A 22,596-nucleotide genomic window follows, 5' to 3' on the forward strand; every position below is an offset into this window, starting at 1 on the left:
CGATCCGCTTGCGCCCGGGCCTCAGCGAGCCCGGCGTGAGCTCGCGAGGGCGAGAAACACGACGGCCATGACGACGAGCGCCACCGAGCTCACCCGGGGCGAGAGCTGCGCCGCGAGGGGGCCACCCATCAGCGCGCGGAGGTGGCCACGCGGAGTGAGCAGCGCGCCCGCCCCGAAGCCCCCCGCGAGGAAGTCGATCACGAAGAGGACGCCCCCGCCCGCGCGGCCCAAGAACGCGGAACCCATCATGAAATAGCTCGCGTAACCCGCCGCGCCGAGGGCGGCCACGCCCGCGGTGGATGGCAGGTCGACGAGCAGCGGGGCGTCCGTCGGTCCGTGCGCGACGGCCACGATCAGCGCCCCGAGCACGCCGGCGCTTGCGGCGGCCAGCGTGATCACGGCGAGGCCATGGGTCAGCGCGGCGCGGCGGCGCGGCGCGCCCAAGAGCACGAGCGGCCGCGCGGCCTCGTCGAGCGTCCCCTCGGGGCAGAGCAGGCCGACGCACGCGAGGGCGAGGAGCGGCAGGATGAGCGGCCCGAAGGTGCCCCTCACCGCGTGGTCGACGGCGTGGCTCGAGCCTCCCTGCAGCCGCGTCGCCACCGCGCCGCCCACGGCGAGGAGCGCCCACCCGAGCCAGGGGAGAAGCCGCAGCCTCGCGGAGCGAAGTCTCGCGAGCGGATGGCGGAGCAGAGTCAGGCTCACGGCGCGCTCTCCGCAGGGGCCGGCGGCGCGTCACCGGGAGGCTCGGCGGCCGCGGGCGGCGGCGCGAGCGAGGGGAGCCTCTGCGCGGCCTCGGCGAGCACGCGGGAGACCTGCGAGACATGCGACGACTCCTCGCCGCGTCGAAACATCGCCACGATGGACAAGCCCTCCGCGACGGAGACGCGGGCCACGGTCTCGGCGGCGGCGTCGAGGTCGGCGGTCTCGATGAGCACCGAGGAGCGGTCGGCGTGCAAGGTGACGGCCGCACCTGCGGCGGCGAGGGCGGCGGCGAGACGCATGGGGTCGTCCACGACGATCTGGAGGGTGACCTTGCCTGCCGCGCCGCCGTCCTCTGGGACGAGCCGCTCACCGCGCAGCGCCCAGGTGGTCGCACCCGCGAGGTCTGCGTCGCGTCGGGACGCGGTGGTGAGCACGACGCACACGCCGCCCTGCGCGACCAGCGCGCGCAGCGCAGGCGCGACGAGAGGCGCCGCGCGTCCGTCGACATGGCTCAGCGGCTCCTCCAGGAGGACGAGCGCGGCCCCGGAGGTCAGCGCGAGCGCGAGCGCGACGGCGCGCCGCTCCACGGCCGAGAGCGAGTGTGCGCGCCGCCCGCCGAGCCACCCGGCGTCGAGCCGCGCGAGCCTGGCCGCGGGACTGGGCGCGCCGAGGCCTCGCACGCGGGCCTCGAGGGCCGCGATTTCGAGCACCGTCAGCCCGTCGGGGAGGACCACGTCGAGCGGCACGAACGCCGTGCGCGCGGCCACCTTGGGGTCGCCCGGCGCCCCGTCGAGCGCCTGCACGCGCCCTCGTCGAGCGCGCGCCTGGCCGGCGGCGAGGTCGAGCAGCAGCCGACCCTCCGCGGGGGAGGCGCCGACGACCGCGTGGCAGCCGGGCGCGAGCGCGAACGACAAGTCGGTGTAGATTGCACCGTTTTGGGTACCCCGCGCGAGCGCCTTGGCGCGCACTCCCGCGAAGCGGATCATCGGGCGCCCTCGTGCTCGAGGCGCGCGAGCTCGGCGCGTACGAGGCCGACGAGCCCGAGCGCGCACACGAGCAGCGTCGCGGCCGCGCGAAGCGAGAGCCCCGGCTCGAACGTGGCGGCGGAGAGCCCCTCGCGGAACGCCGCGAGCGCCCCCGGCAGCGAGACGAGGCGTGCCCATGCGGTGGGCACGAGCTGCGAGGTCCACGGCGCGAGCAGCTCGGGGACGACGAAGAGGCCTACGAGCACCACGTAGCCGCCGGCGCGGGATCGCGCGCCCAGCGCGGCGAGCGCGACGAGCGCGAGGAGGAGCGAGGTGATCGCGGCCGCCGCGACCGCCACGCCCGACGCGCGGAGCGTGGCCGCAGCGGCCGAGAGCCGGCCCGCGGCGACGGTCGCGGCGATCGCGGTCGCGAGGGTGCCCCCGACCGTGCTCGCGCCGACCACGAGCGCGAGCCCGAAGGCGCGCGCCACCAGGTACTCGCCGGTCGTGACGCCGCGTGCGTGGAGCAGCGCGCGGATGCCCTCTTCGCGGTCGCGACGGAGGGCCTGCGTGGCGCCGCCGAACGCGACCAGGATGCCCGAGCCGTACGCGAGGGCGCTCGAGGCCACGAGCACCACCGCAGGGAGCGCCGCGTTGTCGCCGCGGCGCCCGAGGAGCGCCGCGGCTGCGACCGCCGCCAGGGTCACGAGCGCCGCGAAGCCGGTCCCCAGCCGCACCACCAGGGGCCGCCTGGCCAGGTGGACGGCGAGCGCCACGGTCGCGGCGCGAGGGAGCCCGCGGGGGAGGCGCTGCTGGGGCATCGGACCGTCGAGCCTACCCCGGGCGGCCTCCGCCGTCACCCGCGCATGAGCAGGAAGACCACCCCCCCGAGCACGATGCGGTAGTAGCCGAACGGCTCGAGGCCGTTCTTCTGCAGGTACTTGATGAAGACGGCGATCACCGCCCACGCGACGAGGAAGCTCACGACGAGCCCGACGACGAAGCTCGGCAGGCCGATGCCCGAGGCGAGCACGTGCCGCGACTTCAGCCCCTCGTACACGCACGCGGCACCGAGCGTGGGCAGGCCGAGCAAAAACGAGAACTCCGCCGCCGTCGCCGTCGAGAGCCCGACGGCTTGCCCGGTGAGGATGGTGCACATCGAGCGTGACGAGCCGGGCCACATCGAGACGCACTGGCCGAGGCCGATGAGCAGCGCGCGCTTCGGCGTCACGTGCTCGAGGCCGACGAGCCCCTCGACCTTCTTCGCCTTCCGCACGCGCTCGACCACGATCATCACCACGCCGCCCACGACGAGGGCCGCGGCGACGGGCAGCGGACCGAAGAGCAGCGCCTTGATTTTCTTGTGCAGGAGGAGCCCCAGGATCGCGGTGGGGATGAAGCCTAGGGCCAGCGCGTAGAGCAGCGCGAAGCTCTCTCTCTTGCGCGAGAAGAGGCCCGAGAACCGCTCCCACAGGAGCGTGCGGTAGTGCACGAGCACAGCCAAGATCGCGCCGAACTGGATGACCACGTCGAACGCGTCCTCCGCCGGGCTCGACTTGGCGAAGATCTCGAGGCCCGGGAAGTGGCGCGCGGCCACCTCGCTGAGGTGCGGCACGAGGATGAGGTGGCCAGTGGACGAGACGGGGGAGGTACTCGGTGAGGCCCTCGACGACCCCGAGGAACGCGGCTTTTGCCCAGTGCATTTCGGTGCTTGCTCGGAAGATGGGGCGCGCGAGGCGCCGGCGGCTGCGTGTCGAGGGGACCGGCCTCGACCTCCCTCGACCGTACCATGGAGCGCGGGCACGGAGCGCGCGCGCCGCGGCGCCTTGACACGCGCGAGACCGGGTGCGATGCGGCGACATGATCCTCGTGACCGGCGCGAGCGGGTTTCTTGGCGCGTGGGTCGCGCGCGCGCTCTCGACGCGCGGCGTGCCACACGCGGGGTGGCGGGGCGCCCGCGGGGGGCCATCCGGCACCGCGTTCGACTCGGTAAATCTGCTTGATGAAGAGGCCACTCGCGCCGCGTTCGACCGCGTCGCGCCCTCGTGCGTGATCCACTGCGCCGCCGAGGCGAGCCTCGGGCCCTGCGCGGCCGATCCGGAGAGAGCGCGCGCGCTGAACGCCGCCGTGCCCGAGCGCCTCGCGACCCTCGCCCACGCGCGGGGCGCGCGCTTCGTCCAGGTGTCGACCGACATGGTGTTCGACGGAGAACATGCACCCTACACGGAGCGCGACGCGGCGCGGCCGACCACGGCCTACGGGCGCTCGAAGCTCGAGGGCGAGCGGCGCGTGCTCTCGGCCTGCCCCGGCGCGCTCGTCGTGCGCGTGCCCACGCTCCACGGCGAGGGGCTCACCGAGCGGGTCTCGTTCACCACCGCCACGCGGGCGGCCCTGCTCGCGGGGCGGGAGGTGCGCCTCTTCGACGACGAGTTTCGCACGCCGCTCGAGGTGGGCGCGGCGGCGCGGCGCCTCGTCTCGCTCGCGGGCTCGGCCCTCTCGGGGATCGTCCACGCGCCGGGCCCCGCGCGCCTCTCGCGCCTCGAGCTCGTGCGTGTCCTCTGCCGCGAGCTCGGCGCGAGTGAGGCGCTGCTCGTCCCCGTGTCCCGCCTCAGCCTGCCCGGCGAGCCGCGGCCGCGCGACCTGTCGCTCGCCTCGGTGCGCGCCGAGCGCGAATGAGGCGAGGAAGCGCGAGCCGCTCAGTGCCCGGCCGGCGGCGCCCCGGGGCCTGGCGTGAACAGCGGACCGGGGATGGCCATCACCGTGCGCCCGGCCGCCGAGTTCAGCAGCACGGCGAGCGCGAGCCACAGCGCGATGCCGGCCAGCGCCACGGTGCAGAGCGCGATCGGCAGGGCGAACGCTCGCGTGTGGAGCAGCTCATTGGCGATGCGGAACGCGAAGAGCACGACGATGTCGAGCAGGAACGCGAAGAGCAGCTTGCTGAAGTAGCCGAACGCGAACATCAGCACCACGAACACGACCAGGAAGCACGCGTCCACCGCGAACACGATGTGCGGGTTCGGCAGCTTGCCCTCGGCGATGTTGAAGAGGGTCCACGCGTTCATCCCCCAGTTGAACGCGAACGTGGTGAAGAGCGTGCCTCCGAGCAGGTTCTTGTTCGCCAGCGCCATGAGCCCCGCGAGCATCTGGCAGCCGCCGCCGAAGAGCAGGCAGAACATGGCGGCGGTGCGGAAGGCGTCCGGGGTGAGCGCCTGACCGAACGCGATCGGCAGGAGCGCGCAGCACCCCACGGCGAGCCCGAGCAGGCCGAGGGGGCTCGACTCGGCGAACACGAGCGCGGGCGGGGCGGGCGCGGCGGGCGCGGCGGGCGTGGCGTTCTGCGGGGGGCTAGCGGCTTCCATCCGGACCGCTTCTCGCCCAAAACCGGGCCTGCGTCACGCGGAACGCGCGCGGCGGCGCGCGAAGAGGCGCCGCGCCCCGCCGCTGCCCGCTGGGCTGCACGCCGAGGCCGAAGCTGGGACCTGGCCGCGCGACCACCGGGCGACGGATGTCGGCGCCCACCGGTGCGCGGGCCACGCGATGGCGGGAGGCACATTGGGCTCGCCCCCCTAAGTCCACGGCAAGCGTGATTCGTGCTTTCCCGCTTTCCTCAGCACGTGGCGGGGCGGGAATTGTTTGTGGAGCGAGCGAAGGCCCCCGATCGCAACATGGCTGCGCTGTGCCGCGAGTACGGGATCACGCGCGAGACGGGCTACAAGTGGCTCGCGCGCTTCGAGGCTGAGGGATACGACGGGCTGGACGAACGGAGTCGGAGGCCGGAGAGCACGCCTCTCTCGTCGCCCAAAAACGGGGGCAACGTCACGCGGAACGCGCGGCGGCGCGCGAAGAGGGTGCGCCGCCGCCCTCAGGGTTGCACGCCCAGGGCGAAGGGCGCGTTGAAGAGGTCCTTGTCGACGTCCATCGAGAAGAGTCCCACGTCGGCGAGCCGCCCGGCCGCGTCCCAGCGCACGGCGCGGATGCCCGACACCTCGACCACGTACACCGTGCCCTTCAGCGCGCCGTTCTTCATCAGCACGGGGCCGCTGGGCAGCTCCACTTTCCTCGTCGCCGCGATCTTCGTGCCGAGCGTGAGGGGCGCGGCGGCGGTGGGCGAGTAGGTGACGGGCACGTACGCGTCGGCCGTATCGCTCTGCACGAGCATCATCGCGTTGCCGAAGGGCGACACGAGGAACGCCTCCGGTCCGTCGACGGCGACCTTCTGCTTCGTGGTCATCGTCGCGAGGTCGACGACGGCCAGGCGGTTGCCCGCGAGGAAGCCCGTGTCGGTCACGACCGCGAACTTGCCGTCGGGAGTGACCGCCACGCTCGACGCGCTCGCGTCGTCGTCGCCAAACGCCGCGACGCTCGCGGTGGGAAATTTCGTAACGAGATCGAAGAGATGGAGGTCGCCCTTCCCGCCGACCACCGCGCCCGAGTAGAGACCCCGGTTCGCGTCGAGGAGCGCGAGCTGCTGAGACTTCTCCGACGGCAGCGACTTGCCGATCAGCGTGAGGCGCCCGTCGCAGGCGATGCGCACCTCGTACACTCCGCCGCCGTTCGCGACGGTGTTCGAGTCGAGGGCGAAGGCGCGCGAGCCGGTCGCGTCGATCACCACGGTCGTGTTGCTGAGCCTCCCCTCGGGGGCGAACGAGGTCTCGACGACCGTGGGGTTGCCGGCCGCGTCGAACACGATCGAGGCGAGGCCCGCCTTGCCGCCCATCGGCACGATCGCGATCGCCCCGTCGGGCGTGAAGACCGGAGCGCCCTGGGTGGGGCCGGCCATGTCGAGCACCTTCCCGGGCCGCGAGAGCGCGCCGGCCGCGGACACGTCGAGCACCTCGAGGAGCTTGGCGTTCGTGCTGTAGCCCCCGGCGGCCTCCTTGGAGCGAGGCCGCGTGACGAGCATCTTTCGCGGGCCGTCGGGTCGCGGTGTGGCGTGGCAGGTGACGATCGGCGGTGGGCCGCCGCCGTCGCCGCCATCACCGGGCGGGGGCGCGCCGTCGGGGAGCGCCGTAGGCGCCGCGTCCGGCGAGGCGCCCGCGTCCCCCTCGGGCGTGCCCCCCGCGGGATCGCCGCCGCACGCGAGCAGCAGCGCGGCGGCGGGAGAGAACCAGCGGGCGAGCGAGGCACGGGCGGGGCGGGCGAGCATGGCCGCGAACCCTTACAACCGAGCGGCGAGAATGCAATCGACGCGTGAAGAGTCGCGGCGCGGACAAGCCAGAGGGGTGAATCGGCCAGGCCGCGCGATCCCCGAACCCTGCGCGACGCGCAGAAACCACGTAGGCTGCCGCCCATGAACCTGGAAGTGAGGCCCGGAGGGGCGAACGAAGGTCGATGGCGAGCCCGAGCCGAAGGCGAGGTGTCGCCATGAACACGCTCCACCCGCGCGCCCGCCGCGACCGCACGCGCGGACGGGCGCAGGCGCTCGCGCTGCTCGCGATCGCCGCCGCCACCGCCACCACGGCGCCGCGCGTCGCCGCCGCGCAGGACGAGCCGCCCGCGCCGCTCCCCGCGCCTCTGCCTCCGCCCGCGACGGCCCCCGCGACGGCCCCCGCCCCCGCGCCCACGACACCTCCCACGGCCGCGCCGGCCCCCGCGCCCGCGCCGATCCCTGCTCCCACGAGCGCGCCCGCGCCGATCCCCGCGCCTCCGCCGCCTCCGCCCGCGACCGCGCCGGTGGAGCCTGCCGCCACGCCGACCTTCGCGCCGCCGCTGGGCGAGCCGCCCCCGCCGGCGCCGGAGGAGCCCCACGAGGAGATGAGCGAGGGCCGCCGGATCGTGTCCGACTGGAACTCGGGCTTCCAGTGGGGCATCTCGCCGGGCGTCGCCTTCTCGGGCGGCAAGGCGGGCTTCGTGCTCGGCGCCCGCGTGGGCTACGGCTTCGACACGGGCAGCGTGATCCTGGTCCCGGGTGTGCACGGGAGCGCCTATTTCCTCGATCCAACGGTGGTCCTTGGGATGCCGGTGCTCCGCGTGGTGATGCCGCTGAACCGCTTCGCGCCGTTCGTCGAGGGCGGCGCGGGCGTAGGGCACGTGGGCGGCAGCGGCGCGAAGACGGGCGCCGCGCTCTCCGTAGGGGGCGGGTTCATGCTGCACTTCACGCGGTCGTTCGCGCTGGGAGCCGAGGTCACCTACCAGACGATCACCGGCACCTCGTTCAGGGGTGTCTCGATCGGGCCGATCATCGCCTTCGCGTTCTGACGCGGCGAGCGCCCTTCGACAGCCGCGGCGCGATGTGGGACAATCCGCGCGCTTTCCGCCCGCTCCCGCCCCGCCCTGCCCCGACTCCCCCACACCCCGCGAGAACCCCTCATGTCGCAAGCGCTCCCCACGATTGGTCACTGGATTGACGGCCGAGACGTCCTCGGCGGCCACCGCTCCCAGGAGGTGTGGAACCCGGCCACCGGCGCGGCCGAGAAGCGCTTGCTGCTCGCCGACAAGGAGACCGTCTCCGCGGCGATCGCGTCAGCCGAGAAGGCCTACCCCGCGTGGCGCGCGACGCCGCCGCTGAAGCGCGCGCGCGTGATGAGCAAGCTGAAGAACCTGCTCGAGATGCACGCCGAGAAGATCACGGCGCTCCTCACCGCCGAGCACGGCAAGGTCGCGGGCGACGCGATGGGCGAGCTGCAGCGCGGCATCGAGAACGTCGAGTACGCCTCGTACGCGACCGAGCTCCTGAAGGGCGAGCACAACCGCAACGTGGGCCCCGGCATCGACTCGTGGAGCGAGTTCCAGCCGCTCGGCGTCACCGCGGGCATCACGCCCTTCAATTTCCCCGTGATGGTGCCGCTGTGGATGTGGCCCATGGCCGTCGTGTGCGGCAACACCTTCGTGCTCAAGCCCTCCGAGCGCGATCCCTCGAGCGCGCTGCTGGTGGCGCAGCTCGCCCTGGAGGCGGGCCTCCCCCCCGGCGTGCTCAACGTCGTCAACGGCGACAAAGAGGCCGTCGACACCCTGCTCGACGACCCGCGCGTGCAGGCCCTCAGCTTCGTGGGCTCGACCCCTATTGCAGAATACATCTATTCGAAGGGGTGCTCGAACGGCAAGCGCGTGCAGGCGCTCGGCGGCGCGAAGAACCACGCGGTGGTCATGCCCGACGCCGACATCGACAACGCGGTCGCGGCGCTCATGGGCGCGGCGTACGGCTCGTGCGGCGAGCGCTGCATGGCGATCCCGATCGTGGTCGCCGTGGGCGACGCCACGGCCGACGCCGTCATCGCGGGCCTGAAGACCGAGATCGCGAAAATGAAGGTGGGCCCCGGCACCGACGCGAGCAACGACATGGGGCCGCTGGTCACGAAGGCCCACTTCGAGAAGGTGAAGGGCTACGTCGACCAGGGCGTGAAGGAGGGCGCCACGCTGGTGGTGGACGGCCGCAACGCCAAGGTGCCCGGACACGAGGGGGGCTACTTCCTCGGCGCGTGCCTCTTCGACAACGTGAAGCCGGGCATGGTCACCTACAACGAAGAGATCTTCGGGCCGGTGCTCGGCGTGGTGCGCGTGAAGTCGCTCCAGGAGGCGATGGACCTCATCAACGCGCACGAATACGGCAACGGCACCTGCATCTTCACGCGCGACGGCGAGGCGGCCCGCTACTTCAGCGACCACATCCTCGTGGGCATGGTGGGCGTGAACGTGCCGCTGCCGGTGCCGGTCGCGTACCACTCGTTCGGCGGCTGGAAGCGCTCGCTCTTCGGGGATCTGCACGCCTACGGCCCCGACTCGGTGCGCTTCTACACGAAGCGCAAGACCATCACGCAGCGCTGGCCCTCGGCCGGTGTGCGGGAGGGCGCCATGTTCAGCTTCCCGTCCACGAAGTAGGGGCGATGACCCGTCGCTCCGCGCTGGGGCTCTTGGCGGGGCTCGCGACCGCGGGCCTCGCGGCTTGCCGTGAGCTCCGCAGCTACCACTCGCGCGTGAAGTTCTCGCTGTCGACCGTCTCCCCCGCGGCCGGGGAGCCCTTCGCCGCCACGATCGACTATATGGACGACACCGACGAGCTGTGCGAGTTCGTGCTGCTGCGCGGGGGCGCGGAGATCGATCGCGCGACGGTGCCCGGCAAGAGCGCGGGCGGAAAAGGGGTCACGCTCACCGCGCGCGAGCCCGGCCCCCACTCGGTGGAGTTTCGCTGGAGCGACAAGATGATCGCCCACAGGCGCATCGAGGTGCGCTGAGCCTTTCTTCCAAAGAACTTCGCCGGTCGCGTGTCAGGCTCGGGTGCCGTATCGATCGCTCCCCCAAGACGCCCCGGAAGATCCCCGCCTGGTCCTCGAGCTCGCCGCGCTCGCCGCGGAGGCCGTGCAGCGGAGGCGCCGCGTGAGCGTGGTGGTCACCGGCCTCGTGAGCGGCGGCCTGCTCACGCTATGGTGCGTGAACAGCGCGGCGTTCGGCGCCTCGTCGTCCGCTCCGCGGCTCGCCTGCCACAAGGTGGAGATCCGCTGGGAAAACGCGCCGGAGGCGCCCGCCAGCTCGTGGACGAGCTGCACGACTCGGTGAGTCGACGATGAACGCGTAACGGCTTGTTACTCCTCGAGAAAGTCGAGGTCTTTCCCGTGCGTCTCCTCGAGCCCGAGCAGAGAGACGAACGCCAGCGCGAACACGACCACGCCCACGACGACCGCGCTGCCCACCACGCCGAGCCCGCCCTTCATCACCTGGAAGCTCGAGGTGACCAGCACCACCGCGCCTCGCACGAAGTTGGGCGCCGTGGTGGTCGCCGTGGAGCGGAGGTTCGTGCCGAACTGCTCCGAGGCCACGGTCACGAACACGGCCCAATAGCCCGAGGCGATGCCCAGCACGAACACCGTCGCATAGAAGACCGTGAGCGAGCTGCGACCCACCGTGAAGTAGGCGACGGTCGCGGCCACCGCGAGCGTGAGGAAGCCGAGGAGGACCTTCTTGCGGCTCTTCAGGAGCTGGCTCAGGAGGCCGCTCCCGAAGTCGCCGATCGCGAGCCCGACGTACATCACCATCACGGCGGTGGACGGCTTGGGCGCCTCCGCGAGGCCCATGGCCCGGGCGATCTCCGGCGAGAACGTCACGAGGATTCCCACGGCGTACCAGACCGGCACGGCGACGAGGATGATCGCCGCGTACCGGCGGAGGCGCGAGGCGCTCCGAAAGAGCGCGAAGAAGTCGCCGTGCTTGGCGCCGCTCGCCTTCGCGCCGTCGAACATGCGGCTCTCGCGGAGGCCCACGCGCACGAGGAGCAGGGAGAGGCCGAGGCCGCCGCCTACGAAGTACGCCGTGCGCCACGAGAAGGCGTCGCCCACGAGCGCGGCGACGACGGCGCCCAGAATGCCCACTCCGGCCACCAGCGTCGTGCCATATCCGCGCGACTCCTTCGGCATGAGCTCGCTCACGAGGGTGATGCCGGCGCCGAGCTCGCCGGCGAGCCCGACGCCCGCGATGAACCGGAGCACCTCGTACTGGAAGATCGACTGCGCGAGCCCGTTCGCGATGTTGGCGAGCGAGTAGGTGAGGATCGAGCCGAAGAGCACCGTGAGGCGACCGCGCTTGTCGCCCAGCACGCCCCACAGAATGCCCCCGAGGAGCATGCCGCCCATTTGCCAGTTGATGAGGCGCACGCCCACGTCGGTGAGCTCGGCGCCGGTGAGACCGAACGACTTCAGGCTCGGCACGCGCACGATGCTGAACAAGATGAGGTCGTAGATGTCGACAAAGTAGCCGAGCGCCGCGACGACCACCGTGAGCACCACGTTGCGGGTGAGCGCGCGGGGCGGCGCGCGCTTGGCCTCGGTGGCCTCGGTGGCCTCGGTGTGCGCGGGTTCGGTCACGGTGGCAAGGAACCAGCGGGAGCGGCGGGGGTCAACGTTCATGTGCGCCCCAGCCTTCGGCGCGGCGCCACCATCGACCTTCGTTCGCCCTCCGGGGCTCACCTTCAGGTTCTTGTGGGCTCGCCCCCCCGAGGCTGGGCTAGCAGGCCCCGCGCGAGCCCCTCGGCCACGGCGGCGTGGGTGGCCGCGTGGCCGGGCCGCTCCGCGTGGGCGTGGCCGAGCGGCGGACCGCCCCACACGAAGAGATCGCCCATCAGGTCGAGGAGCTTGTGCCGCGCCGGCTCGTCCGGCAGGAAGGGCGGGCCCGCGGAGAGCACCGCGGCGTCGGTGACGAGCACCACGCTCTCGCGGTCGACGCGCGAGGCGAGGCCCCGCTCGGCGAGCTCCCCGAGCTCGCGCGCGAAGCCGAACGTGCGCGCCGGGGCGATCCGCCGCGCGAAGTCCGCCGCGTCGCCGTCCCAGGCCGCGCGCGGCGCGAGGCGCGCGTCGTCGAAGTCGACCTCGACCGAGACGCGCGGCCGAGGCGAGGCTCCCGGAGGCGGCCTCGAGAACCTGTAGACGCTCGCGCCCACCCGCACCTCGCCGTCGGCCACGATCGCGAGGCGCGGCGCGACCGGCGGCAGGGAGAGCGTGCATAGTGCATTAAAGTACGTGCGCGCCCCGCCGTCGAGGAGCGGGCACTCGTCGCCCGTGAGCTCGAGGGCGACCCCCTCGTGGAGGCCGAGCGCCGCGAGCGCGGCGAAGAGGTGCTCCACGGTGCGCGCTGTGACCCCGTCGCCGGAGAGCTCGGTCGAGCGGCGATCGCCGGAGGCGCGGAGCGCGGAGAGCGGCGTGACGCGCCCTCCGGAGAGGAACACGAGGGGGCCAGGCCGCGCCGACACGACGAGGCGGGCGCGAGCCCCCCCGTGCAGCCCGAAACCGTCGAGCTCGACGCGCCGCGCAGCCACTACACGCCGGCGCGCGGACCGGCCTGCTTGGCGTCGCGCGGCGCGCTCGCGCCCGCGCAGCTCATGGGCTCATCTCGTAGGCGCCCTTCAGGGCGTGGACGTGGTCCTTCCAGATGTGCTCGTAGCGCCGCTGGTCGAACACCGGCTTTCGAATGAGCCTGAGGCAACAGGCCATCTGCGCTTCGGTGCTGCTCGGTTTCGCGTGGAGCTGCTGGGCGAACTTCGCGAAGTCGCGCACGAAGCAGTCGAAGATCTGGTCGACCAGGTCGTCCTCGACCCCGTAGATTTTCGCGTTCTCGGCCACGAGCTGGGCATACACCACGAGCGTGAACATCTCGCCCAGGGTCATGAGGAAATCGAGGTCCTTGCGCTGGGCCTCGTCGGGCGTGGCCGTCGCGAGCAGCTCGCGCAGCACCGCCACCTGCTCTTGGAAGCGGGCCACGTTCGGCAGCGGATAGGCCTCGAAGGCGGCCGCGTAGTCGTGGAAGCGGATCTTGCCGAGGCCGCTCGCGGAGCCCTGGTCGAACAGAAAATCGTCGTTCTTCGGGGCGTCCATGCGCGGCACCGGCGCGTACTCGGCCGGCGCGAAGAAGTAGTTCGGCATGAACTTCACGATGAGCGCGATGTTCACGTGCACGGTCCCCTCGAGCTTCGGCAGCGCGCGGATGTCGCGCGCCGCCATGTCGAAGTAGGTGTCCTTCTCGAACCCCTTCGCGGCGATCACGTCCCACAAGAGGTTGATGACCTCCTCGCCCTGGGTGGTGACCTTCATCTTCATGACCGGGTTGTAGAGGAGATACCGCCGGTCCTCGGCCGAGGCCGCGCGGAGGTAGTCGGCGGCGCGGAGCGCGAAGAGCTTCATCGCCACGAGGCGCGCGTACGCGTCGGTGAACATCTGCTTTACGTGCGGAAAATCCGTCACGTACATGTTGTAGAGGCGGCGGTTCGCGGCGTGGTTGATGGCCTCGTAGAAGGCGTGCGTGCACATGCCGATGGACGCCCACCCCAGGTTGTATTTGCCAATGTTCACGGTGTTGAGGGCCGCGCTCCAGGCCTCTTTTCCGCGAGAGAGGATGTCGCTCTCGGCGACGGGATACTCCGCCAGCGCGTACTCGGACACGTACGACTGACTGGCCACGACGTTCTTCACGAGCCGGTAGCGCGGGTGCTGCGTGTCGACGGCGAAGAACACGTACTCGTCGGTGCCCGCGATCTTGCCGAACGTCGAGAGGATGGCGGCCTTGTTGCCATTGCCGATGTAGTACTTCTCACCGCTCGCCAGGTAGCCCCCGCCGTCCTGCGGAGTGAGGATCATGTCGGTGGAGTAGATGTCGGCGCCGTGCGTGCGCTCGGAGAGCCCGAAGCCGAAGATGCCGCCCTGCTCGAGCGCGTCGCGGGCCTTCGCCTTCAGCGCCGCGTTGGGGCTCATCCAGATAGGGCCGAGCCCGAGGATGGAGACTTGCCACGTGTACCAATAGCAGAGCCCGTAGAAGCCCAGGATTTCGTTGAACTCGCAGTTGCGCCAGGTGTCCCACCGCGCGCCTTCGCCCCGGCTCGCCTCGGACTCGGGGGTGAGCAACGTGGCGAAGATGCCCTGCTCTTTCACGAAGCCGAGGAAGTCGTCGTACCAGGTGCGGGCGAGGTCGTCCTTGCGGAGGCGCGCCTTCCCCTTGGCCTCGAAGAACTCGACGGTGCGGCGCATGATGTCGCGCGAGCGCTCGTCGGGGTACGGGCGCGTGAGGTGCTTGGGGTCGAGCAGGAGCCGTTGCGTCGTCATGCCCGGCATGTTCGCCGCGAACGGCGAGCGGGGGAAGCGCAACCGGCCACCACGCGCCGCCCCTCGCGCGGAGCTCAGCCGCCGAGCCCCGCCCGCTCGTACTCCGTGAGATCGACCCACGACATGCGGCCGAAGCCCCCGACGTACCGGAGCCCCACGGGCCGGAGGCCGTAGAACGCGAAGTCCTTGAAGGCGACGTACGCGGCAGCCGCGGGGTGCGCCGCTAGGAAGATCCCGCTGGCCGCCTCCGCCGCAGCGCCGGAGAGGCGCTCGCACACGCCGACCAAGGTGAGTCGCTCGACCGAGAGATCGGCGCCCTCGGCGCCGGGCGCGACGACGAGCAGCGACGCGCTCGAGCAGGCGAGGAGGTTCTGCGTGTGCGCGGCGAGCTCGGAGAGCAGGAGGAGCGGCCTCCCTGCGGCATCGAACGCGACGGTCACGAGGGAGCCGAAGGGGAAGCCCTCCGGCTCGCGGGCCAGGGTGGAGAGCGTGGCCGTGCGTGCGGCCGCGACGAGGGCGCGGCAGCGCTCGGCGTGGGTGTGTGCGGGCGCCGCGGCGGGGTCGAGATCGTGCACCATCGACGAAGACCCTAGCCTGACGACCGCTTCCCGCGCCCGAGGGCCACCTTCTTCTTCGCCTCGTACGCGTCGGCGTCGGGCGCCTCGCCCAAGGCCCAGGCGCGCAGCGCGGGCGCGACGAACGCGGCGTACGCAGGGCCGAGGCGCAGCGCGAGGAAGTCGGCGTAGAGGTGCTCGACGATCTCCTCGACCTCGCGGAGCAGGTGCATGCGCTCGAAGAAGCTCTCTTGCGCCGCCACCTCGGCCTGCTCGAGCTCCGCCTCCACGCTGCGCTCGCGAGCCTTGCGGGGCCGGGCCGCGGGCGCCGCGTCGAGGGCGTCGCGCTCGGGCGCCTCCTCGGCGAGCACCGCCGGCAGAGACACGCCCGAGAGCGCGAGGGTGTCGCCGCGGAGCACGAACGAGGCCTCCCGCTCACCCTTCACGAGCCGAAACCCCATTCGTTCCGGGGTCTTACCGAGCAAGAGCGACTCCTTCGCCTCGCGCGCTTGGGCCGGCAAGCTGCCCTTGATGCGCGTGGTCTCCTTGCCCGCCGAGAGGGCGAGCTCCTTCTCGATCCACAGACCGAAGGGGCCGGTCGCCCGGGTGCTCAGCGTGGCCGACAAAAGCTCGGTCTCGAACCAGAGGTGCAGGAGGAACTCTCTCCCGAGGAACCTGCGCTTCTCGACGCGCTCGAACAGGTCCATGTCAGCCTCGGCTCCCTGCGCGTCCCGCGCGCCCCGCCCGCTCCGAGCGCCGCGCGACCGCGGGGCCCTCGTCGTCCTCTGCGCCAGCCAACGTCGCGGCCTCGGCCCCCTCCCACTCGCTCTCCTGGGCGCGCGAGAGACCGAGGCGGGCGGCCAGCGTGTACGGCGCCTCGCGCACGAGCTTCAGCGCGAACGTCTTCTCGAACAGCTCGACGAACGCCCCCTGCGCGCGCGGCGACGAGCCGAAGAAGCGCACCGTCGCCTCCCCGAGCGCCCACGACACGTCGTGCGCGCGCACCTGCGGGGCGAGGCCCCGGCGTAGGCGCTTCGACACGAGGTCCTTCAGCTCGGTCTTCTCTTTCCGCGTGAGGCGCTCGCGGCCCTTCTTCGTGAGGTAAGCGGCCTCCGCCTCCGCGACCTTCGCCTTCAGCAGCGCGCCGGGAATGGCCCAGCGATCGGTGCGAAAGCCGAGGTTCACGTACTCGTTGTAGAATACATCGGCATGCTCGACCTCGAGCACGAAGGGCTCGCCTACCTTGCACCACCCGACGCGCTCGGTGTCGTCGTCGTCGGGCTCGAGCGGCCGCTGGAGCTTCTTTCGGATGTCGGCCAGGGCGCGGTCCTCGAAGCCGGGCGGGAGCTCCCCGTTGACGAAGAAGCGGACGTAGCTGAGGGAGCCGCGGAAGAGGGACACGGCCTCGCCCTAACAGACACGCCCCGGCGGTCCAAGGACTTCCCTCCAATCGCGGCGGCGCGCGGGCGACGAGGGTTCATCAACGGGCTGCTAAGGTGCGGCGCCGATGGCGACGGCGAGCGCACACGACCGCGCGCACGAGGTGTTCCTCGGGACGCGACGCTTCGGCGCGCTCGACGGGCTGCGCTGCCTCGCGGTCGTGCCGGTGGTCTGGCACCACGCGACCCCGCGGCCGCTCGACGGGGCGCTCGGGAAGGGGCCGCTCGGCGTGGACGTGTTCTTCGCCATCAGCGGCTTCTTGATCACGACGCTCCTGCTTCGCGAGTGGAGCGAGGCCGGCCGCGTGGACGTGGGCGCGTTCTACCGGCGGCGCGCCGCGCGAATCCTCCCGCTCTACTACGCCGTGCTCGCGCTCACGGTGCTGCGCGCCGGGGTCTTTCTTCCGCCCACTTCGCCGGTGCGGGCCCACTTCTTCGCGAGCCTGCCGGCCTACGCGACGTTCACGACGACCTGGTTCGTCGACTTCGGCGTGCCCCACCCGGTGCTCTTCGCGTACTCGTGGTCGCTCGCCGTCGAGGAGCAGTTTTACGCGCTCTGGCCCTGGCTCGTGGGAGGGTGGACGAGGGGCGGTCGCGCGGCTGGTAGGCCCTGGCTCGCGTGGGGCGCGTGCCTCGCGCTCACGGTCATCGCGCTAGGCGCTGGCCTCGCGCCGCCGCTCGGGGCGCTGGCCACGCGGGCGCTGTCGGGTGTCCGGCTGCCGCTCGTGCTCGGCGCCCTGCTCGCGTGCATCTTGCACACACCCGCCACCTTCCGCGTCGCCCGCGCCCTCCTCGGCTTCCGCGGCGCGCCGGTCGTGGCCCTGGGGCTGCTCGCCGCCGCCGTGCTCTCCACGAGCGTGCCCCTCGCCGCGACCCACGCCCTCGTCGTGCTCCTCGTGGCGACCTCGGTCGTGCGCGAGGACCACGCGCTCGCGCCGCTGCTCACTCTCCCGCCGCTCCGCCACGTGGGCGAGGTGAGCTACGGGATCTACATGCTCCACCTGGCCGCGATCGCCGCCGTGAAGCTCGCCCTCGGCCCGGCGCGCAGCGAGGCCTGGGCGGGCGCGGCGGTCTTCGCGCTGGCCCTGCCGGTCGCCGTGGGCCTCGCCACCGCCTCGCACCGCGCCTTCGAGCGGCCCCTCCAGCGAAGGTTCGCCTCGAGACGGCCCAAAAGCTCCTTCCCTCGGGCGCCGGGCTGGGTAAGCTCGCGGCGCGGCCCTCGTCACCCCAGAAGGAACAAACATGCATCATGCACGCATCGTGTCGGTAGGGTTGCTCGCCTGCCTGCTCCCGTTCTCCGTCCTCGGGTGTGACAAGCTGTTCAACCGGGGCGCGGGCGCCGACGCGGGTGCAGAGGCCGGCGGGGCCGCGTCCGCCGCCACGAGCGCCGCGACGGCCGCATCCACCCCGCCCGTCAACACGGCCGCGCCCGTCGACTCCGCGACCACGCTGCCCCCCGGGACGCCGGCGCCTCCAGGGCCCGGGCAACCCGTCCTCAGGCTCGACGCGGGCGCACGGGCCGACGCGGCGGTTCCCCTCGTCCCCGACGCCGGGATCCGCCTCGACGGCGGCGCCGCCCCCATCCCGACCCCAACGCCCAAAGGCGCGCCCAGCGTGCCGCCCGGCTTCCCGACCGCGCTCCCGACCGCGCTCCCGACGGTCATCCCGACCGTGCTGCCCAGCGCCCCGCCCTGGCTCCCGCCCGCCCCGAAGAAATAGGCGCGATGGCCCCTCTCCGACGCTCACGCCCCCGCGCGCGAGCCCGGCGGCGAATGTTCATCCAGATCCTTGACCCCGCGCGCGCCTCCCGCGAGAGTCCCCCCACGTGACGTCCGTCTCCGAGAGAACCGAGAGCGACTTGGGCCGCGAGCGCGAACGCGCGCTCCCGCGCAAGTTCGGCCGGTACACGCTGTTCGACACCATCGGCAAGGGCGGCATGGCGGAGATCTTCCTCGCGCGCGCCGAGACCGAGCTCGGGGCGACGCGCCTCGCCGTAGTCAAGCAGATCCTCCCGCAATTCTCGGGCTCGCCGGAGTTCGCCGACATGCTCATCCACGAGGCCAAGCTGGCCGCGCGGCTCAACCACGCGCACATCGCCCAGGTGTTCGACCTCGGCCGCGAGGGCGATCAGCTCTACATCGCGATGGAATACGTCGAGGGGCTCGACCTGAACGCCCTGCTCCGCAAGTGCTCGCAGGAGAAGGTCTCCCTCCCCGTCGAGTTCGCGCTCGGGATCGTGTGCGACGTGCTCCGCGGGCTCGACTACGCGCACCGGCGAATGAACGAGGAGGGCGAGCCGCTCGGGCTCGTGCACCGCGACGTCTCTCCGTCGAACGTGCTGGTCTCGTTCGAGGGCGAGGTCAAGCTGTGCGACTTCGGCATCGCACACGCGAACAACGCGCTCTCGGCGAACAGCGCCGGCCACGAGGCCGAGGAGGCCCTGCGCGGCAAGGCCGGCTACATGAGCCCGGAGCACGCGCGAGGCGCCCGCCTCGACGCGCGGGCCGACGTGTTCGCGACCGGCATTCTGCTCTGGGAGCTGCTCGCCGGGCGACGCTTGTACTCTACAAAGAATGAGGGCTCGCTGATCGAGCAGGCCCGCCGCGCCGACGTTCCCCCGCTGGCCGAGCGCGGCCTCCCCGACGAGCCGACGCTCCACACGATCGTCGCGAAGTCGCTCGCGAAGGCCCTGGACGACCGGTACGCGTCGGCGTCCGCCATGCTCCGCGATCTCGAGGACTACATGATGTCCGCGAAGTTCACGGTGAGCCCCCTCCGTCTCGGCGACTGGATGGTCCAGAGCTTCGGCACGGCCGCAGTGACCGCGCGGAAAGCCCTGGAGCGCGACATAGGCAAGGGCGCCTCGCCCGACGAGCCGCGATCGTCCGTCGCGTCCGTCCCTCACCCGGTGTCCACCGGCGACGTCGCGATCCGCGAGACCGATCCGCCCGAGTCTTCGGGACCCGACTCCGTGCCGGAGCTCATGAAGCACCCGGTGTCGGCCGGGGCCATGCGGGCGTTTCGCGCCGACCTGGTGGCGACGCCCGCCGTGCTCGACGCCCCCGAGCCTCCGCGACCCGTGCTCGAGGGGCTCCCGAAGAGCGCGCTCCGGCCCCCGCCACCGCCCACACGGCAAATCGCGCTCGTCGTGGTCGCCGTCATCGCGCTCGTGGCCGTGCTCGTCGCGATCGGGATGCTGAAGCAGTCGCCGTGAGCGTCGCGCGATGAGGCTCGTGCACGTGGCGCTCCCCGTCCCCGTGCCGCACACCTTCACCTACTCGGTCCCGGAAGCGCTCGAGGGGCAGGTGACGAAGGGCGCGCGCGTCGTGTGCCCCTTCGGCGCCCGCCGGATCGTGGGGATCGCGGTCGAGGTCGCGGAAGGCGACCCACCGGCCCGTGTGCGGCCCCTCGTGAAGGTGCTCCCGTCCGGCTCGGTCCCCGAGGAGCTGCTCGCCTTCCTTCGCGAGCTCTCCGCCTACTACCTGGCGCCGATCGGCGAGGTCCTTCGGCTCGCCCTGCCACCCCAAGATCGCGAGACAGCGCTCGAAGAGGAGGTGGCGCCGGGCCTCTTCGATCGGGCGCGGGGCCTGTCGGCGCGGAGGGTCCAGACGGCGGCGGCGACCGCGCGGTTCGACCCGGAGGCCGAGGCGAAGCTCTCCGCGGGTGCGGCGTCCCTCCTCGCGCGCCTGCGAGCGCAGGGCTCGACGCCGATCGCGCGCCTCGCGGACGTGCAGGGCAACGCGCGGGCCCTCGTACGCCGGCTCGAGGCGCTCGGCCTCGTGACGCTCGGGGAGCAGGAGCTCGCCCGCGACGCGTTCTTCGACGCGGGGGTCGAGCGCGACACCGACAAGCCGCCGACAGCCGCGCAGGCGGGCGCGATCTCGGCGCTGCAGGCCGCCCTCTTCGGAGAGACCGCGCGGCCGTTCCTGCTTCACGGCGTCACGGGCTCCGGCAAGACCGAGGTGTACCTCCGCGCGATCGCGGAGGCCAAGCGGCTCGGGAGAGGCACGATCGTGCTCGTGCCGGAGATCGCCCTCACGCCGCAGCTCGTGGGGCGATTTCGCGCGCGCTTCGGAGACGACGTGGCCGTGCTCCACTCGGGCCTCTCGGCGCGCGAACGGCACGACATGTGGCACCTGCTCCGCGAGGGCAAGGTCGACGTCGCCATCGGCGCCCGCTCCGCGCTCTTCGCGCCGGTCGCGCGGCTTGGCCTGCTCGTCGTCGACGAGGAGCACGATCCCTCGTTCAAGCAAGAGGAGGGCGTGCGCTACCACGCGCGGGACATGGCGCTGCTCCGCGCGCGTCGCGCGGGCGCGGTGTGCGTGCTCGGGAGCGCCACCCCCTCGCTCGAGAGCGAGCACCTCGTGAGCGAGGGCAAGCTCGTGCGACTCACTCTCCCCACCCGGGCGCGCGACCAGGCGATGCCGCGTGTCACCGTCGTCAACCTGCGTCGCACGGGGGCGGGGCCCACTGGCGATAAGAGGCTCAGCCTGCCGCTCCACCGCGCGCTCGAGGAGAACCTCGCGGCGGGGGGGCAGACCATCCTCTTCCTGAACCGGCGCGGCTTCTCGCCCGCGCTTCGCTGCGAGGCCTGCGGGACGGTGGCCTCGTGCCCCAACTGCTCGGTTGCGCTCACGTTTCACAAGGCGCGCGGGGCGGCGCTGCGCTGCCACACCTGCGACCACGAGGAGCCGGTGCGAGCGACGTGCCTCGCGTGCCGCTCGCCCGAGGTGGTCCTCGAAGGCCTCGGCACCGAGCGGCTCGAAGAGACGTTGAGCGCCGCGTTCCCCACAGCCCGCGTGGCGCGACTCGACCGCGATGTCGCGAGCGGCAAGGACGCCGAGAAGGTGCTCGCGCGGGTCCGGGCGCGCGAGGTCGACATCTTGGTCGGGACGCAGATGGTGACCAAGGGGCACGACCTGCCCGAGGTCACGCTCGTCGGCGTGTTGAACGCCGACGCGGCGCTCTCGATGCCCGACTTTCGCGCATCGGAGCGCGCCTTTCAGCTGCTGGTGCAGGTCGCGGGGCGCGCGGGCCGGGGCGAGACGGCCGGCCGCGTCATCGTCCAGACCTACGATCCGACCCACCCGTCCATTCGCTTCGGGATCGCGCACGACACGGCGGGCTTCGTCGCGGCGGAGCTCGTGCATCGCCGCGAGCTCGGCTACCCCCCTTACTCGCGGATGGTGCTCGTGCGAGTGGACGCGGCCGCCCCAGAGCTCGCGCTGCAGTGGGCGGCTCACCTCGGCCAGGTGGCGCGCGAGGCGCCGGCCCTCGCCGCCAAGGGCGCGCCGCGGGGGCGCGTGGAGATCCTCGGCCCCGCGCCCGCGCCCATCGCCAAGCTCAAGAACCGCCACCGCTTTCGGCTCATGCTCCGCTCGAGCGACCGCGCGAGCCTGCGGGCCGCCGCGATCGCCGTGGTGCGCGCCTTCGGCGAGCTGCCCCGGCAGGTGCGCGCCCAGATCGACGTGGACCCCGTGCAAATGATGTGAGCGATGCCGCCAGCTCGGCACACGCCTCGTGACCTCGCGCCCACATTCGCGCCGAAGACACGCGGAGCGCGAAGCTCGCGGCGGCTTGGCTTTCGCTTGGCCTGCGCCTCACTTGGCTTTCGCTTGGCCTGCGCCTCGGGAGAGGCCGACGCGCCCGAGTCGTACGTCCTCGCGAAGGAGGACTGGCTCTCCGGCGTGGACTGAGCGAGAGCGGCGCGCAACGACGCGGCCACGGGTGCCGAGCAGTCACCATGCTGCTCACCACGCTCCGATTTCTCACGGCCCACGCGCTCTCCGCCCTCGCCGAGCCGCGCTGCTGCGCGTGCGAGGCCCCCGTCCCCCTCGAGACCGTGTTCTGCGGTCCCTGCGCGACCACCCTGGTCGAGGTCGACGGCGGCGGCGACCCGAGGCGAGTCGAGGCGGCCGCGTTCGCGTATGGCGGCGCCCTTCGGGACGCGATCGTGCGGTTCAAATACGGCGGCCGCGACGACCTCGCGCGGCCGCTCGGCGCGCTGCTCTGCCGCCTGCGGGCGCCTGTCGCGCTCGCGCGCCCGGGTGTGCTCGTGCCCGTCCCCTCCCACGCGTCGCGCCTCGCCAGCCGAGGCTACGAGCCCTCCGCGTTGCTCGGGCGCGCCCTCGCGGAGGCGGTGGGCGCCCCGCTCTTGGTCGACGGCCTGGTCAAGACCGCCCCCTCGCCGGCGCAGGCGGGCCTCGACCGGCGGGCCCGCCTGTCGAACCTGGCGGGCAGCCTCCGCTGCCAGCGCCCTGGCGTCTTGCGCGGCGTGCGCGTCGTCCTCGTCGACGACGTCCGCACCACGGGCGCCACCCTCGCCGCGTGCACGGCGGCGCTGGAAGAGGCGGGCGCGCACGTCCTCGGGCACGCCGTGCTCGCCGCCGCGGAGCCGTGACCAGGAAGGAGACACGAG

The 22,596-nt window shown here is 72.6% G+C and carries 22 protein-coding genes; 11 read left to right on the plus strand and 11 right to left on the minus strand.

All coding sequences use genetic code 11. The annotated features are described in order from the left end of the window. Positions 1-21: 21 nt before the first annotated feature. The 4 genes from IPQ09_19715 to IPQ09_19730 are packed head-to-tail and all read right to left on the minus strand — an operon-like array spanning position 22 to position 3,282. Positions 22-702, minus strand: a complete 681-nt coding sequence (locus IPQ09_19715) for a hypothetical protein (protein ID MBL0196408.1) — start codon at positions 700-702, stop codon at positions 22-24. Further along, positions 699-1,688, minus strand: a complete 990-nt coding sequence (locus tag IPQ09_19720) for a hypothetical protein (protein ID MBL0196409.1) — start codon at positions 1,686-1,688, stop codon at positions 699-701. The genes IPQ09_19715 and IPQ09_19720 overlap by 4 nt, the downstream gene beginning before the upstream one ends. After that, positions 1,685-2,488: a hypothetical protein gene (locus IPQ09_19725; GenBank protein MBL0196410.1), complete on the minus strand. Its 804-nt coding sequence runs from the start codon at positions 2,486-2,488 to the stop codon at positions 1,685-1,687. The genes IPQ09_19720 and IPQ09_19725 overlap by 4 nt, the downstream gene beginning before the upstream one ends. 35 nt (positions 2,489-2,523) lie before the next feature. Further along, positions 2,524-3,282 (minus strand): undecaprenyl-diphosphate phosphatase, encoded by a 759-nt coding sequence (locus IPQ09_19730; GenBank protein MBL0196411.1) that lies wholly within the window; start codon positions 3,280-3,282, stop codon positions 2,524-2,526. 245 nt (positions 3,283-3,527) lie between these two features. On the opposite strand from IPQ09_19730, the gene IPQ09_19735 reads away from it, so the two are divergent. Further along, the gene (locus IPQ09_19735) at positions 3,528-4,343 is read left to right on the plus strand and encodes an SDR family oxidoreductase (GenBank protein MBL0196412.1); all 816 of its coding nucleotides are present in this window, start codon (positions 3,528-3,530) and stop codon (positions 4,341-4,343) included. A 20-nt stretch (positions 4,344-4,363) separates the two neighbouring features. Here the strand turns inward: IPQ09_19735 and IPQ09_19740 are convergent, their stop codons facing one another. Continuing rightward, entirely contained in the window at positions 4,364-5,026 is a 663-nt protein-coding gene (locus tag IPQ09_19740) for a hypothetical protein (GenBank protein ID MBL0196413.1), read from the minus strand. Between the two features lie 270 nt (positions 5,027-5,296). Between IPQ09_19740 and IPQ09_19745 the strand changes: the two genes are divergently transcribed. The 5 genes from IPQ09_19745 (at position 5,297) to IPQ09_19765 (ending at position 10,160) form a co-directional block, all read left to right on the plus strand. Further along, positions 5,297-5,782 carry a helix-turn-helix domain-containing protein gene (locus tag IPQ09_19745; GenBank protein ID MBL0196414.1) on the plus strand — a complete coding sequence of 162 codons (486 nt, stop codon included), beginning with the start codon at positions 5,297-5,299 and terminating at the stop codon, positions 5,780-5,782. 1,249 nt (positions 5,783-7,031) lie between these two features. Then, positions 7,032-7,865, plus strand: coding sequence for a hypothetical protein (locus IPQ09_19750; protein ID MBL0196415.1), 834 nt, complete (start codon positions 7,032-7,034; stop codon positions 7,863-7,865). A 111-nt stretch (positions 7,866-7,976) separates the two neighbouring features. Then, positions 7,977-9,485 (plus strand): CoA-acylating methylmalonate-semialdehyde dehydrogenase, encoded by a 1,509-nt coding sequence (locus IPQ09_19755; protein MBL0196416.1) that lies wholly within the window; start codon positions 7,977-7,979, stop codon positions 9,483-9,485. A gap of 5 nt (positions 9,486-9,490) precedes the next feature. Further along, on the plus strand, positions 9,491-9,838 hold the full coding sequence (locus IPQ09_19760) for a hypothetical protein (GenBank protein MBL0196417.1): 348 nt from the start codon (positions 9,491-9,493) through the stop codon (positions 9,836-9,838). A 43-nt stretch (positions 9,839-9,881) separates the two neighbouring features. Beyond that, positions 9,882-10,160 carry a hypothetical protein gene (locus tag IPQ09_19765; GenBank protein ID MBL0196418.1) on the plus strand — a complete coding sequence of 93 codons (279 nt, stop codon included), beginning with the start codon at positions 9,882-9,884 and terminating at the stop codon, positions 10,158-10,160. Between the two features lie 26 nt (positions 10,161-10,186). Here the strand turns inward: IPQ09_19765 and IPQ09_19770 are convergent, their stop codons facing one another. The 6 genes from IPQ09_19770 to IPQ09_19795 all read right to left on the minus strand — a co-directional run bounded on the left by IPQ09_19770 (position 10,187) and on the right by IPQ09_19795 (position 16,140). Next, a complete protein-coding gene (locus IPQ09_19770; protein ID MBL0196419.1) occupies positions 10,187-11,503 on the minus strand; it encodes an MFS transporter in 1,317 nt (438 codons plus the stop codon). Positions 11,504-11,565: 62 nt separating this feature from the next. Continuing rightward, positions 11,566-12,408 (minus strand): UDP-3-O-acyl-N-acetylglucosamine deacetylase, encoded by an 843-nt coding sequence (locus IPQ09_19775; protein ID MBL0196420.1) that lies wholly within the window; start codon positions 12,406-12,408, stop codon positions 11,566-11,568. Positions 12,409-12,469: 61 nt separating this feature from the next. Continuing rightward, positions 12,470-14,185 carry an acyl-CoA dehydrogenase gene (locus tag IPQ09_19780; protein ID MBL0196421.1) on the minus strand — a complete coding sequence of 572 codons (1,716 nt, stop codon included), beginning with the start codon at positions 14,183-14,185 and terminating at the stop codon, positions 12,470-12,472. A gap of 74 nt (positions 14,186-14,259) precedes the next feature. After that, positions 14,260-14,763 (minus strand): pyridoxamine 5'-phosphate oxidase family protein, encoded by a 504-nt coding sequence (locus tag IPQ09_19785; protein MBL0196422.1) that lies wholly within the window; start codon positions 14,761-14,763, stop codon positions 14,260-14,262. 11 nt (positions 14,764-14,774) lie between these two features. Then, positions 14,775-15,446 carry a hypothetical protein gene (locus tag IPQ09_19790; GenBank protein ID MBL0196423.1) on the minus strand — a complete coding sequence of 224 codons (672 nt, stop codon included), beginning with the start codon at positions 15,444-15,446 and terminating at the stop codon, positions 14,775-14,777. Position 15,447: 1 nt separating this feature from the next. After that, a complete protein-coding gene (locus tag IPQ09_19795; protein MBL0196424.1) occupies positions 15,448-16,140 on the minus strand; it encodes a hypothetical protein in 693 nt (230 codons plus the stop codon). Between the two features lie 106 nt (positions 16,141-16,246). On the opposite strand from IPQ09_19795, the gene IPQ09_19800 reads away from it, so the two are divergent. From IPQ09_19800 to IPQ09_19820, 5 genes are all read left to right on the plus strand, one after another. Further along, complete coding sequence (locus IPQ09_19800; GenBank protein ID MBL0196425.1) at positions 16,247-17,491, plus strand: acyltransferase; 1,245 nt, start codon at positions 16,247-16,249, stop codon at positions 17,489-17,491. Next, positions 17,421-17,897, plus strand: a complete 477-nt coding sequence (locus tag IPQ09_19805) for a hypothetical protein (GenBank protein MBL0196426.1) — start codon at positions 17,421-17,423, stop codon at positions 17,895-17,897. The genes IPQ09_19800 and IPQ09_19805 overlap by 71 nt, the downstream gene beginning before the upstream one ends. Before the next feature lie 106 nt (positions 17,898-18,003). Beyond that, on the plus strand, positions 18,004-19,392 hold the full coding sequence (locus IPQ09_19810) for a serine/threonine protein kinase (protein ID MBL0196427.1): 1,389 nt from the start codon (positions 18,004-18,006) through the stop codon (positions 19,390-19,392). Between the two features lie 10 nt (positions 19,393-19,402). Then, the gene (gene priA / locus IPQ09_19815) at positions 19,403-21,670 is read left to right on the plus strand and encodes a primosomal protein N' (protein MBL0196428.1); all 2,268 of its coding nucleotides are present in this window, start codon (positions 19,403-19,405) and stop codon (positions 21,668-21,670) included. Between the two features lie 251 nt (positions 21,671-21,921). Beyond that, positions 21,922-22,578, plus strand: coding sequence for a ComF family protein (locus IPQ09_19820; GenBank protein ID MBL0196429.1), 657 nt, complete (start codon positions 21,922-21,924; stop codon positions 22,576-22,578). The last annotated feature ends 18 nt before the right edge of the window (positions 22,579-22,596 follow it).

Source organism: Myxococcales bacterium (assembly GCA_016720545.1).
GTDB lineage: Bacteria > Myxococcota_A > Polyangia > Polyangiales > Polyangiaceae > JAAFHV01.